This window comes from Leptospira haakeii (assembly GCF_002812045.1).
GTDB classification, from domain to species: domain Bacteria; phylum Spirochaetota; class Leptospiria; order Leptospirales; family Leptospiraceae; genus Leptospira_B; species Leptospira_B haakeii.
On the sequence record NZ_NPEG01000006.1, the window covers coordinates 86590 to 100880 of the forward strand.

10 protein-coding genes are annotated in these 14291 nt (G+C 39.6%); 3 read left to right on the plus strand and 7 right to left on the minus strand.

Features of this window, described 5'->3' with window-relative positions:
• The 3 genes from CH377_RS11515 (at position 1) to CH377_RS11525 (ending at position 6426) form a co-directional block, all read left to right on the plus strand.
• Entirely contained in the window at positions 1-2742 is a 2742-nt protein-coding gene (locus CH377_RS11515) for an ATP-binding protein (protein WP_100723945.1), read from the plus strand.
• Between the two features lie 314 nt (positions 2743-3056).
• Complete coding sequence (locus CH377_RS11520) at positions 3057-4460, plus strand: choice-of-anchor D domain-containing protein (RefSeq protein WP_165780509.1); 1404 nt, start codon at positions 3057-3059, stop codon at positions 4458-4460.
• 16 nt (positions 4461-4476) lie between these two features.
• Positions 4477-6426, plus strand: coding sequence for a S8 family serine peptidase (locus CH377_RS11525; RefSeq protein ID WP_100723947.1), 1950 nt, complete (start codon positions 4477-4479; stop codon positions 6424-6426).
• A gap of 9 nt (positions 6427-6435) precedes the next feature.
• On the opposite strand, the gene CH377_RS11530 is transcribed toward CH377_RS11525, so the two are convergent.
• From CH377_RS11530 to CH377_RS11560, 7 genes are read right to left on the minus strand one after another with little or no spacing between them, the layout of a single operon-like run.
• Positions 6436-7464 (minus strand): protein-glutamate methylesterase/protein-glutamine glutaminase, encoded by a 1029-nt coding sequence (locus CH377_RS11530; RefSeq protein WP_100723948.1) that lies wholly within the window; start codon positions 7462-7464, stop codon positions 6436-6438.
• A 6-nt stretch (positions 7465-7470) separates the two neighbouring features.
• Positions 7471-7962, minus strand: a complete 492-nt coding sequence (locus CH377_RS11535) for a chemotaxis protein CheD (RefSeq protein WP_100723949.1) — start codon at positions 7960-7962, stop codon at positions 7471-7473.
• A gap of 2 nt (positions 7963-7964) precedes the next feature.
• Positions 7965-8474, minus strand: coding sequence for a chemotaxis protein CheW (locus CH377_RS11540; protein ID WP_100723950.1), 510 nt, complete (start codon positions 8472-8474; stop codon positions 7965-7967).
• A gap of 10 nt (positions 8475-8484) precedes the next feature.
• Positions 8485-11361 (minus strand): methyl-accepting chemotaxis protein, encoded by a 2877-nt coding sequence (locus tag CH377_RS11545; RefSeq protein ID WP_243402124.1) that lies wholly within the window; start codon positions 11359-11361, stop codon positions 8485-8487.
• A 49-nt stretch (positions 11362-11410) separates the two neighbouring features.
• A complete protein-coding gene (locus CH377_RS11550) occupies positions 11411-13522 on the minus strand; it encodes a chemotaxis protein CheA (protein ID WP_100723951.1) in 2112 nt (703 codons plus the stop codon).
• Positions 13522-13905, minus strand: coding sequence for an STAS domain-containing protein (locus CH377_RS11555; RefSeq protein ID WP_100723952.1), 384 nt, complete (start codon positions 13903-13905; stop codon positions 13522-13524). The genes CH377_RS11550 and CH377_RS11555 overlap by 1 nt, the downstream gene beginning before the upstream one ends.
• Before the next feature lie 13 nt (positions 13906-13918).
• A complete protein-coding gene (locus CH377_RS11560) occupies positions 13919-14281 on the minus strand; it encodes a response regulator (RefSeq protein WP_100705876.1) in 363 nt (120 codons plus the stop codon).
• Positions 14282-14291 lie beyond the last annotated feature (10 nt).

Consider the following 14291-nt stretch of genomic DNA (forward strand, 5'->3'; position numbering starts at 1 on the left):
ATGATCGACTACCAAAATCGGCGCATTACATTTCGCGAATCTACTTCTCCTTGGATCCATTCTTTCTCCTTAGAGACGATCAAATGTTTGATCGTTTGCCGAGGCCCGGTTCGAAAAGAAGCAATGGAAATTTTCGACCAGATTGGAATCAGGGAATACGGTATCTTACTTTCAGAAAAAGATTCGGTCGTTTATTCGATGGCACTCGCCCCTGAACTTAGAGATTTTAGATTTCCTTCTAATATCCACAGAGTTCCAGATTATATGGGAGCAGGTGCGGAAGAAAAGGCTGCAAGGATCAAACAAATCATCCAAATCGCAAAAGATAACGGATACACTCATATCTTTGCAGGTTACGGATTTATGGCAGAAGACTCCGAGTTCATCGAGGCAATCGAAGAGAGCGGAATTACATTTATGGGGCCTTCTTCTCATGTGGCTCACCAAGCAGGTTCTAAGGACGAGGCAAAAAAACTTGCTCGTAAACTGAATGTTTCCGTGACCCCGGGTGTGGATACTATCTCTGCAACTTGTCTTCTTAAAAAAGCAAAAGACGAAAAAGCGTTAGTTGCTCTAGCGAAAGAGAAAGGATTAAATTATACTTACGATTCTTCTATCTCTATAGAGGAAAACGCAGAAGCATTATTATACGCAGGTTACGAAAAGATCGTAGAATTAGTAACCATCCCTGAATTACAAGCTCAGGCGGAAATTGAAACTGCAGAGATCTGGAAAAAATACCCAAGTAACCGTATCCGTTTTAAATACGTGGGTGGTGGCGGTGGAAAAGGCCAAAGGGTAGTTTCCAAACCGGAAGAAGTAAAAACCGCAGTTCAAGAGATATTATCAGAATCTAAAGTAACTGCTCCAGGTTCTAATAGAAACTTTTTGATAGAATTAAATATCGAAAAAACCAGACACAATGAGATCCAGTTGATTGGTAACGGAGAATGGTGTTTGGCTTTAGGCGGAAGGGACTGTTCCGTTCAGATGCACGAGCAAAAACTTCTGGAGATTTCCCTTACTCAGGAACTTCTACAAAACGAGATCGCTATTCTTGAAAAAACTTCTCCTAAAAAAGCGGAGATCATGAAAGCGGATCTTCAAGTTTTAAGAGAAATGGAAGAGCAATCTGAAAGATTCGGACAAGCAGTTGCACTTAACAGTGTTTCCACTTTCGAGCTGATTGTAGAAGGGACCAACCACTTCTTCATGGAGATGAACACCAGGATACAGGTAGAACATAGAGTTACTGAGATGGTATACTCTTTGAAATTCACCAATCCTGAAAACAAATCCGAATTCTTTATCGTAGACAGTTTGATCGAGGCAATGGCACTTATTGCTCTTCACGGAAAAAGACTACCTAAACCAGAACGTATAGTTAGAAATATTTCCGGTGCAGAAGTTCGAATCAACGCTACCAATAAGGCGATCCAGCCTCACGCAGGTGGAGTTATCCTAAACTGGTCTAAACCTTTACCGGAAGAGATCAGAGATGATCAAGGAATTTCAGTTAGAAACCCTGATACTGGTTTATTCGTACATTATAAAGTAGCCGGTGCTTACGATTCCAATATCGCACTTTTGATCACTTATGGAACTAGTAGAGAAGATAACCTTCGTAAACTCGGAAATATCCTAAGAAAGACCGAGCTTAGAGGCCAGGATCTACAGACCAATTTGCTTGTTCATTACGGTCTGATCCATTGGATTTTAGGAAAAGATCCTTTATTCAAACCATCTACAGCGTTTATGATCTCTTATCTTGCCGCAGTAGGCGCACTTGAAAGCCTAGGCAAAGACATTGATCTGGAAGTTGCTTGGACAAAAGCTCTTTCTAATGCTCCTGCAGAAGGGAAAAAAGTTCTTTCTCGCAAACTCACTCTGATCACAAGACCTCTTGGCGAATTACTTGCGGACGCTCACGTTTTAGCAGGATTTTTAGGTTATCATGAGAATGTTTCCTGGAAAATCGAAAAAGATCAAGTGGTTTGGGCACGAAATCCGATCCATATTCTTTCCGATCTATACTATTATCTGCATATGGAAGGAGAATTACACCAATCTCCTTCAGAACAGATCTGGGATCATGACCAACAAGTTTTACAATCTGCATTAGCATTTTATAAAGAACTGGAAAAACTAATAGGGAAAAAAGCCGATTCCGCTGATTGGGATTCTGTATTCGCAGGAAAAGCCCCTGCAGGTGTGGATGCTTCAGTTTGGGCAAATGCGATCTCTTCACATAAAGGTTTCCAAATCGGATTAGATTTACTTAAAATTATTCCGAACCTTGGAAACAAATCAGGCTTCTATAAACTCGGTGTAGATGAGAACTTAGAGCCGGTAATTCCTGAAGAATTTAAGAAGGCAGACACAAGAGATGCATTCATTAAATTTTTGGCACCGGCTCCTAAAGCAAGTTCGGATGAAATCGTTTCCCCAATGGGTGGAATGTTCTATTCCAAAGAAGCTCCTGATCTTCCTCCAATGGTGCAAGAAGGTGAACATTTCAAAGCTGGCCAACCTTTATTCATTGTAGAAGTAATGAAGATGTTCAATAAGATCACTGCTCCATTCTCTGGTACTATTAAGAATGTAGTATTGAAAGACAGTGATGGAAAGATCATTCAAAAAGGACAAACTATCTTCAAGATCGTTCCGGATGAGATTGTTAAGATCGAAACTCCAGAAGAGATCCAAGATAGAAAGAATAAGGTAACTTTCTCTCTACTTTAATCGCAAACAATCTCTCGTTTCCATTTATTTCGGAAGCGAGAGATTTTCCTTCCGAATTTTTATCCCATTTTATATAAATCACTTAAGAGATAATTTAAACCTTTCTAATTTTATCGGTTTGGCATCTAAAATCGATATTTTAATGGCGGAAATTCCAGCTTTTCGAATATCTTTCTACAGTAGATAACTAACGTCACTTTAGAATGTTTCTTAAAATTCAACTTTTACTAATTTATTTTTTATTCATATTTTTCAGCTGTACGGGAGAAGGTAAGTCTCCTTTTTTCTTTTTCCCATCTTCGGATAGTCCTTCCGTGCACGGTATTGTGCTAAAGGAATCCGGAAAGGAATATCCCTCAGGATCAACATTCGTTTTGGGAAACGTAATTCGAAATACCCAAGGACAATCGATCCAATTTAGACTGGTAAACCAAGGGAGCTCTGTCGTAAATATCGGCGATGGTTCAATTATCGGAACCAATTCTAGTGAATTCCTTCTAATCGCTTCTAATCTTACATCCACTTTGGAACCGGGCGATTACAAGGAATTTGAAATTCAATTTTCCCCCGACAATACTCTAGGAGTTAAGACTGGAATGTTTACGATTAATTCGGACGATCCTGTCGTCGGGAATTATTCCCTAAAACTTACCGGCACAAGTATCCCGGCGCCCGCACCTAGAATTGAGGTAAAAATCTCATCCACAATTCTTACGGATAACTCGTCCGGATCTCGGCAAAGTTTTTCCACTCAAGAGAATACACAAAGTACGCCTAAGACGTTTACGGTGAAAAATACAGGGAATTTGAATCTGAACCTAATCAATCCCATCGATGCCCAAGGCAGTGATAATGCGTATTTTTCGGTTACTCAACCTTCCAAGACAACTTTAGCACCGAACGAATCTACTACCTTTACAATCAGATTCAATCCGAACAATACTACAGTTAGAAACGCCATAGCACAAATATATACTGATGACCCGAATATACCTGTCTTTAGAGTCCTACTAGAAGGAACAGGAACTCCAACTCCGGTTCCAAAGATTGAGATTACCTACGTAAATAATTCTTCCGTAACGGAGAATGCGACCTTGCCCGGTCTCCATTCTTTTAATTTCGGAAGTATATTTCCCAACTCTTCTTCCTCAAGTAAGACCTTTATTATTAAGAATGTCGGAGATATAGGGACTACATTGAATATCAGCGGAGCAACTGTTTCCGATAGCACAAATTTCACAGTGTCTTCCATAAGCTCACTAAGTTTGGCCAAAAACAGTGGAACAGATCCCGCTGCCACATTTACCGTAACTTTTAATCCGATTAGTATAGGCAATCAAACGGCAACTTTGACGATCAGTAGTACGAACGGAGCTTCCGGAAATACTTCCAATAATACGGTCGAGCTATCAGGACTAGGTGGAAAAAGGGACGTGCTTTTAAGTTGGTCAAGCTCTAAAGAAAAAGGGGTTCATCAAACCGGAGGAGGTTATATTTTATGCTATAAAAAAACTTCTTCATTTAACACTGCGATGGAAACCGGAGTTAGTTGTTTAACGGTGCCTTACGTTTCCGGTCCTTATGCTCCTAATTCTGTCACTGCAACATTAAGTTCTGCGGGTACATATTATTTCCGAGTCAAAGCTTATTCCCAATTAAATACTGCGGCAAACTTTTCAACCGCGTTTACCCTTACGGTAACTTCTCCCGGACCATAACGTATAGAGAAAGCATATGAATGTTAAATTAAAGATCTTCTTTTCAACTTTAATTACGATCCTCTCGATTTTCACTTTCGGAGTTTTGTTCGGTGAGGACTTTCCAATAGGAATCGGAAAAACCAAATCGTATTTTGAATCTATAAACACCTCTAAAATAAACGTTTCTTCAGACGGTAAGATAGTGGAGGGAGAGATAATCGTAAAATTCAAATCGAATATCGGAATGAATAGCCGGCTTTATAGTTTGAAAAGTTTAGGAGGATCTCAAAAGGCGACCTTAACCGATACAGCTCATATTCTGGTAAAATTGCAGGATGGAGAATCCGTATATTCAGCAGTTGAAAAGTATAAAGATCTTCCCGGTGTGGAATATGTACAGCCGAATTATATTTACAGAATGAATTCGGTCCCTCCTAACGATCCGAATTATGGCCAACAATGGGCAGCAAAAAATACGGGGCAAACGATTACAAAATTAATCGATGATCTATACTCCTTAAATAATCCACCGTCCGGTCAGGGTTACGATCTAGGTTTGGAAGATGCTTGGAATTTATCGACTGATTGTTCCTCTACTGTGATCGCAGTGATTGATAGCGGGGTAAATTATGATCACGAAGAACTTAGTTCGACCACATGGGAGAGTTCCAGTTGTGTTGGTAATTACTGGGCTGGCACAAAGTATTGTAAATACGGTTACGATTTTATCGATTTAGACGATTCTCCTATGGATTACACAGGCCATGGAACTCATGTCGCGGGGATAATTGCCGCTCAGGGAGATAATTTAAAGGGAATTGCCGGTGTCTGTTGGTCTGCAAAGATCATGTCTGTTCGGGTTTTGGACCAGTATGGAAATGGAACTAGTGCTTCAGTTTCTGCCGGATTGAATTTCGCAATTAATAACGGTGCAAAGATCATCAATATGTCCTTGGATGGACCAGCAAACGATCCTTCAATGGCCGCGGCAATCAGTAATGCAGGCATCAATAATGACGTTCTATTTATCGTCGCTGCAGGAAGCCAAGGGATCAATTTAAGCACTAATAATAGATTTCCTTGCGAGTATTCCAGTCCTAATATAATCTGCGTAGGATCTGCAGACCAAAAAGGATCCATCGCTAATTTTTCCAACTACGACAATTCCGCATCTACTGCCAATCGGGGGGTGGATATTTTGGCTCCCGGAACGAATATATTAAGTTCATATAATGTGATCTTAACCGGAAATATTACGGCAGACGCAAGTACCGGTTGGACATATTCCGGAAATTCTTCCAACGATTGGGGATATTTGCCGGATACAGGCGTTTGTTATAGTGAAATTTTTAATTCCAACGGTCCCGGTTTCGGATTCCCGGGAGGTTGTGGCTCTTATTCAATACTTCCAAATACAAATTCCTATGTTTACAAAACTTTCGATCTGTCCGAATATAATGAAGCTCAGCTGCAAGCAAGAGTAAAGTTCCAGGTAGCCGATGCGGGGGACTTTTTGGAATTTTTGGCGGATCCAAATGGAGGAAATCCGATCCAAGACGGAGTTACGATAAAAAGACCGTTCCAATCTCCTGCAAATACTTTCGAAAATTATATAGGAGATCTAACGTTTTGTACTACGTCTACCTGTTCCATAGGTATAAGAATGTCTACTGATTCCGATGCTACTGTCCCAACAAGTACAATCGTTAAAGCGCTTTCTATTAGATGGGCAAAATCTACCAACTCCTCTTACAACGTTCTCAGCGGAACATCCATGTCCACTGCATACGTTACCGGGACAGCCGCACTATTGAAACAATACCAACCGTCTTTTGATTATTCGGATATTTTTAATGCGATAGTAAATTCGGGGGAAAATACAACTGCTGCAGTTGCGAATACCAAATTTGGTACTTCCTTGAACACTTACAAAGCGTTAATTTATCTAAAACCTCCTACTATTACCTCGGGCGTTTTACAATAATCTTAATTTTTACTGAGAGAGAATCTCGGAGGGAACATCCCCTAAGGAAAGTATTTTTTCCGCAGCTCCTCTTTCTATCGCTTCCCTTGGCATACCGAATACGACTGAACTTGCCTCATCCTGAGCGATTGTTCTGCCACCTGCTTGTCTGATCTCTAAAAGTCCTGCTGCTCCATCAGATCCCATTCCCGTAAGTAAAAACGCTTTGGCATTACGTCCTACATGTTTTGCTACAGAATGAAATAATACATCCACAGAAGGTCTATGACGATTTACTAATGGACCATCCGTGATCCTTACTATAAATTGAGCTCCACTTCCTACCACTTCCATATGTTTATTCCCAGGAGCGATGAGTGCGGTCCCTTCCTGGATCCGATCTCCATCTTTAGCTTCTTTTACAGTGATCTTGCATATCTTATCTAAACGATTTGCAAATGCTTCCGTAAATTTTTCAGGCATATGTTGCACGATCACTATTCCCGGGCTATTTGCAGGAAGAGAAGTAAGTATGTCTTCCAATGCGATCGTTCCACCAGTAGAAGTCCCGATAGCCACGATCCTATCAGTAGTTGCAATTTTAGTAAAATCCAGTCCGTTTGTTTTGGGAGAAGGGGCCGAAATTTGGTGTTTCAATTTAGAAATGGATGCAGAGCGGATACATTCTCCCAAATAAACTGCCGAATCTTCTAAAAAATCTTTTAAGCCGATCTTTGGTTTAGTCACAATCCCGACTGCTCCTTCTTTTAATGCGACCCAAGCTGTCTCGGAAGATTCTTCAGCGAGAGATGAACAGATCAAAATAGGAGTAGGGTGGGTGTGCATGATCTTTTTTAGAAAGCTGATCCCGTCCATTCTTGGCATTTCTATGTCCAGAACGATCACATCAGGCCATCTTTCAGACTTTCCCAATTTTTCTAACGCAAAAACTGGATCAGGAGAAGACCCAATTACCCTAATATCAGAATTCATTTCAAGGACTTGTTTTAGTACGGATCTGACCACTGCAGAATCGTCTATAATATATACGTATATCATGTTATACTAATTTTTTGGATTTTCCATATACACCTCTCCGTCCCAGAGTGAGAAATATATTTTTCGATGGGATTTACCTCCGATATTGGAAGCTGTTAGGTCAATATTCGCTTTGCGAACTAAATCAAGGACTGATTCCACATTTTTTTCACCTATTTCTACAATCTTTTTCACTTCTTCAAGTTTATCCTCTTCCGGAGAAAACATGGATGCTCCGCCAAAAATTTTACACACGAATCTACCCGGTCTTTCCCCCAATTTTTGGAATTGTTTTAGAAAGGATTCCAATGCATCGTCCGCGTATTTTGGATGGGGTTCCGGAATATGAGAAGGTCGTTTAGGCAACATTATATGAGCCATTCCTCCTACTTTAGAATAAGGATGCCAAAAACATAATGCAACGCAGGAACCTAATAATGTGCGGATCCTAGTACCATTCTCTCCCCAATAAAAACCTCCAGGCTGGAGAAAAATATCCTTAACGATCTCGGGTTCCATTTTTAACCCGCAGAGACTGCGTTAACCGCTTCTTCTTTTGTTTCCTCTAATGCGGTCAATTCTTCTACAGTCAATAAACGAAGAAGATTGAGTAAAAGAATGAATCCACTCGCTTGTCTTGCCATACCCGCTAAAAAATCCACACGTATTCTGGAACCGAATGTTGGAGGAGGTTCAATTTCGGAAGAAGGTATACTTAACACTTCGTATACAGCTTCTACGATAAGACCGATATCCATCCTGGCACCGTTTACAGATTCGGGGACTTCTACTATCACGATACATGTCCTTTTATCCGGAGAATGTTTCTTTCTAAAAAACTTATCGCATACATCCAAGACTGGAACCACATTCCCCCTTAGATTGATTACCCCTGGAATAAAGGAAGGCATCATAGGGACCGTGGTCACATGGGTGTATTCTAAGATCTCTTTTACGTTAAGAAGTCCTATCCCGAAAGTTTCCTCTCCGATCTTGAAAGTTAAATACTGGTTATCTTCGAAGGTGCTCAACGTATATACCTCAGTATTTTTCGAACTTAGGTTTGTCCGGAATACTTACAGTCCTCACTGCCGCTAAACTTTTGGATCCATTCCCAGTAGTTTCTCTTCCTTGCGATTCTTTGCTTAATCTAAAGAATAGTACCGATTCTCTAAGAGATTCCGCTTGGCTATTCATCTCTTCCGCGATCGCAGCTAATTCTTCGGAAGCAGATGCATTTTGCTGAGAAACCTGATCCAACTGTCCCATTGCCTTATTAATTTCAATTACTCCGGAAGCTTGTTCTTCACTGGAAGCTGTGATCTCTTGTACTAAATCTGCAGTTTTTCTAATATTCGGAACAATCTCATTAATGAGTTTTCCCGCTTTTTCTGCGATTGCTACCGAGGATACGGCAAGGCCAGAGATCTCATTGGCTGACTTCTGACTTCTTTCTGCTAACTTCCTAACCTCAGAAGCTACTACTGCAAATCCTCTTCCATGTTCTCCCGCTCTCGCAGCTTCGATCGCTGCGTTAAGAGCAAGTAGATTGGTTTGATAAGCAATATCCTCTATGATCGAAATTTTTTCTGCAATCTGTTTCATCGCAGTTACAGTTTCAGTTACTGATTTACCTCCATCTTCAGCATCTTTGGAGGACTGGCTAGCGATCTGTTCAGTTTGTTTGGAATTGCTAGCGTTTTGATCAATAGAAGCAGTCATTTCTTCCAAAGAAGAAGTGGTTTGTTCTACAGAAGCAGCTTGTTCGGATGCACCCTGACTAAGCGAATTTGCAGTAGAAGAAACTTCTCCAGCTGAACCTACGAGGCTTCCTGCCTTCATGACAATATCACCCATGATCTCATTCAGTTTATCTACTGTAGTATTTCCGTACTCTTTCAGTTTTCCAAATGTCCCGAAATACTCGTTTTCTATTTTAGAAGTCAGATCCCCGTTCGCTAATCTTTGCAATGCATCTACAACTTCGTTTAATCCGGTTTCACTGACTTGCAGGAAAGAATTGATACCTTCTCCTAAATTTTTAAAGAAACCGTCTTTTCCTTCTAATCGGACCCTGGTTTTAAAATCTCCTTTTGCTGCGGCACCTACTATCTCTTCAATTTCTTTTTGGACTGCAAGTTCTCCTGTTATATCAGACCATTCCACAACTGCTCCTAATCTTTGCCCTTCGGCACTCAAGATAGGATTCGCTATTAGATTAAATGTTCTACCACTGATCACGATCGAAGATTCGTAGGTGCTATTCAAGTTACCGACAAGATTTCTTTGGTGGGCAGGGTTTTTATGGAAAGTATCGATATTCGTTCCAAGTAAACTTTGTAAATTGAAAGAAGCTAATTGTTTTCTAATATCTCCTTCGCTGTTTTGGAACATCTTATATACTGCTTTATTCATATACTTGATGTTAAAATCATTATCAGCGATCATCACATTGGTGGAAGTATTGTCTAATGCGACCTTGATACGAGTAAGTTCCTCATTTTCCAATTTACGAGCTTCCGCAACTTTTTTCTGTTCAGTTACGTCAGACCATTCAACAACCGCGCCTAATCTGTCTCCATTGTCTGTAAGAATCGGATTCGCAATTAAATCGAAACTTCTTCCACCAATCTCGATACTAGATTTGAAAGTATTTGTGAAAGAAGCGAGTATTCCTCTTTGGTGAGCAGGATTTTTATGATAAGAGTCTATATTCGATCCTAGTAGTTTATTCAAATGAAAATTAGTAAGTTGTTTTCTGATATCCGTTTCACCTATCTCAAACATTTTCACAATCGCTTTGTTCATATATTTGATATTCAGATGAGTATCAGCGATCATAATATTTGTACTTGTATTATCCAAAGCGACTTTGATACGGGTCAGCTCTTCATTCTCCTGGCGTCGGACTTCCAACATTTTCTTTTGTTCGGTTACATCCGCCCATTCCACCACAGTTCCTAATCTATCTCCGGACTCGGTTAGTATTGGATTTGCAATTAGATCGAAACTTCTTCCGCCGATCTCGATAGTTGAGCGGAATGTTTGATTAAGATCTTTTAGGAGTCCTCTTTGGTGAGCCGGATTTTTGTGGAAATTATCGATATTCGAACCCATAAGGGCCTCTAATCTAAATTGTCCCAATTGTTTCTTAATATCTTCTTCCGCATTCCCGAACATTTTGCGGATAGCTTTGTTCATATAGGTGACTTTTAAATTTTGATCCGCCATCATGATATTTGTGGTTACATTATCTAAAGCTGTTTTGATTCGAATAAATTCTCCGGAATCGGACTGAACGTTAGAAACGAGACTACCGGAAGAGAATGGTTTTAGGTAAATCACAAGAGCAGGCAAGAGAAGAGTCCCGAATATAGCGAATAGGAAATGAAAATATACAGGAACTTCTTTCTGGACAGGAATAGAAAGCGACGATCTTGTCTTACTCCAATCGGATTTCAATTTTTCCAATTTAGGCAGAGAATTTTCGGAAACTTGATTTAAAAAATTTTCTTTCGTATCCTTGGCCTGAATCCCCAAAATCCCCTTTGCCGCTATGATACTTTCTTGGAGGGACTCTAGATCTTTTTGGAATTGTTGTAGATCTTCCGGATTTTTTGCGCCGGAAGAAAATCCTTTCAGATTAGATGAGATCTCGTTTTGGATCGTTTTAAGATCTTCTAATTTAGAAGAAATGGACTCTTTGCTTAAACCGGGAAGAAATAAGGAATACAAACGGGATTCATAATCCTTTAATTCCGAAGATATTGTTTCGGAAGAAACCGAAATTTTATCAGAGGACCCGGATTCAAATCCATGATCGTACAAATAACTCCAACCAGCTGATCCAAATGTAAGAATTATTCCTAACAACAAAGACCAAACAACAACACTTAGTTTTAATTTACCCTGTCCCATACGATTTACCTATTCTATAAATTAATTATTTCCTTTATTATCGAATCACTTAACGAGCGAATGTTCTATCTTTCAAATTAGTTCTTTGGATTTTTAGCAATGAATGAAGTCCAGGCACGTCCAGAATGAACGCGATCTTTCCAGTCCCCAAAACGGAGGTCCCGCTAATACATTGGATTCCTTTGAAAATTTCATTCAAAGGTTTGATTACTGATTGGATCTCACCTAGTAGATCATTTACTAGGATCCCGAAATTCCTGCCGTCATGTTCTAAAACGAGAACATTCTTTCTTCCTTCATCCGGATCAGGAAGTCCCAAAAATCTTCCTAGATGTAGAATAGGGAGAACTTCTCCTCTTAAGTTTATAGAACCTGAAATTTCTTCCGGAAGAAGTTGGAGCTCCGACTCCATTGTCTCTCTTACCCAATCCATTGGTACCACAAAGTAAGAATCACAGGATCTAACTAAGAATCCGTCTATAATCGCAAGTGTGAGAGGAAGTCTAATAGAGAATATACAACCTTTTCCAAATTCGGATTGTACATTCACGGATCCTCTTAAAGATTCTATATTGCGAAGTACAACATCCATTCCAACACCACGACCTGAAAGGCTTGTGACTGATTCTGCTGTGGAAAATCCAGGTTGGAAAATAAGATTAAAAATTTCTTGTTCGTTTAATACTTGAGCTGGATCTATTAAACCTTTTTCGATTGCCTTCTGTCTTATTCTTTCATGATTGATCCCTTTACCATCGTCAGAGATCTCGATTGAAATACTTCCTGTTGAATGAGAAGCCTGGATCTTTAATTTTCCTTTTTGAGGTTTTCCAACGGAAGCCCTTTCTTGGCTGGGTTCAATTCCATGATCCAGTGCATTTCTAAGTATATGAACAATAGGGTCGTTTATTTTTTCGATCACTGAACGATCAAGCTCGGTTTCTCCACCCAAAATTTCAAAATCAACCTCCTTTCCAAGTTCCAAAGAAATGTCTCTAACAGTTCTTCTATACTTTTCAAAAAGTTCTCCGATAGGCACCATTCTAAGAGCCATCGCAGTCTCTCTAATCTCTCCTACTAGTCTCGATAATAACTCTGCAGACTCGTTTAAGTCTGAATCTTCTTTATCGATAAGCAAACGACCCAGACTTGCTTCCGAGATAATCAACTCTCCTACAAGATTCACTAATTGGTCTACTTTCGCTGAGTCTATACGTATTAGTTTAGGTACGATTTGATTTGTTTGTACTTTTTCACCTTCGGGCTTTTTGGAAGAACTTTGTTCTTTAGAAGTTTCCGTAGAATGTATGGTGATTGGTGACTGAAGGCGAAGACCCTGTAATTCCAACGCTTTATAATATTCTCCCTTTTCGCAAGGGACCTCATTTGCGATCGTATGAAATATTTCTTCTGAAGAATTTGGAGGAATCAGTCTTAAAAAGGAAGAGTCTTTTACAAATGAAAAGACGGATTCTAAATCCTTCTTATTCGAACTTGATTTGAGCTGGACCTCGTAACCTAAATAACAACTTTCCGAATCCCAACTATTCCAATCGGGTATTTTCGTTTTATAAACATATAAGTATTGGATCTCGCCAATCGTTCTAAGGTATTTTAAGAATGAAAAAGGATCCATTCCATCTTTAAAAATATTTTCACCCGGAAAGAATGTGATCTGCCAATCGGAGTTAACGTTACCTTGCTTTTCGGAGGTATCTTTAGTTTGATCTAAACCACTCCCAGAATTCCTGATTTCTTTTTTCTCAGAAGGTTTGCCGGTAAACCCCTGGGCCTCACTTATGATCTTAACCTGTTCCGCTTCTAATTCTGTGTTTAAATTTTTTCCGGGAATTGGATCTTCTACAATTCTTTTTAAATGGTCTATCGCTCTTAGTAAAAAGTCTATTTTAGCCGGGTCTAACTCTGTTTTTCCCGATCTAGCCAAATCCAGTAATGTCTCCAACTCGTGAGAACATTCTTCTATAGATTCGTAGCCAAACATTCCAGCAGTTCCTTTTACCGTATGAACGGAGCGGAACATAGAATGAATTGCTTCTTCGTCGAATTCCCCTTTTTCCATGCGCAGAAGGTGTAATTCTGCTCCGGATAGTAACTCCAAAGATTCTTGTATGAATGCTTCTTTGATCTCTGAAAGATCCATTACACCTTCTCCAATCCATAAGAAAATTTAAAGGATGAGGAATCTTTTTTGGAAATCCGGATGCGGTCTTGGAAAAATCCGATCAGACCATATAGATCATAAAATTCTAATAAACAATTTGGATGGTTTAAGATAGCAAGATCCCAGGATTTAAATAAGGAATCTTTTTTTAGAAATATTAAAGACTGAACAAAGCTAGAATCCACCTTTTCCAAAGCGGAAGTATCTATCTCTATTCGGATAGGGTTTTTATCCAAAAGAGATTGTAATCTGGATTTCCAATCGGAAGCATAATAAATAGAAGCTTCTCCGGAAAGATCCAAATGAAATATCGGTCTGGAATTCTTTTGGCCTAATTCAGATACTTTAATTTCCAAAGACATAAAATTTACCTGATTATACTAGTAAAACCTGGATCGTTTTTAGAAGTTCTTCCGGAGAAAAAGGTTTAGTAAGCCAAGCTTTAGCACCGGCCTTTAAACCTTCGGTCTTCAACTCGTCTTGGGATTCAGTCGTAAGCATAATGATCGGGACAAATTTATGGTTAGAATCTTCCTTAATGGCCTTTACGAAAGATATACCGTTCATGTTTGGCATATTCATATCGCTTACCACCAAATCCACTTTGCCTTCCTTTAACTTCTCCAAACCTTGTAGTCCATCTTCCGCTTCTATTACGGAAAAAGAAGCCTGAGAAAGATGGAGAGTAAGTATCTTTCGAAACACGGCTGAATCATCCACGATTAAGATTTTTTTCATATTCTCCTTC

Coding starts and splice junctions, on each gene's coding strand:
- CH377_RS11550 (WP_100723951.1), bottom strand. CDS start 13,522: ATGGATCTTTCAGAGATCAAAGAAGCATTCATACAAGAATCTTTGGAG.
- CH377_RS11560 (WP_100705876.1), bottom strand. CDS start 14,281: ATGAAAAAAATCTTAATCGTGGATGATTCAGCCGTGTTTCGAAAGATA.
- CH377_RS11530 (WP_100723948.1), bottom strand. CDS start 7,464: ATGATATACGTATATATTATAGACGATTCTGCAGTGGTCAGATCCGTA.
- CH377_RS11525 (WP_100723947.1), top strand. CDS start 4,477: ATGAATGTTAAATTAAAGATCTTCTTTTCAACTTTAATTACGATCCTC.
- CH377_RS11545 (WP_243402124.1), bottom strand. CDS start 11,361: ATGGGACAGGGTAAATTAAAACTAAGTGTTGTTGTTTGGTCTTTGTTG.
- CH377_RS11555 (WP_100723952.1), bottom strand. CDS start 13,905: ATGTCTTTGGAAATTAAAGTATCTGAATTAGGCCAAAAGAATTCCAGA.
- CH377_RS11535 (WP_100723949.1), bottom strand. CDS start 7,962: ATGGAACCCGAGATCGTTAAGGATATTTTTCTCCAGCCTGGAGGTTTT.
- CH377_RS11515 (WP_100723945.1), top strand. CDS start 1: ATGATCGACTACCAAAATCGGCGCATTACATTTCGCGAATCTACTTCT.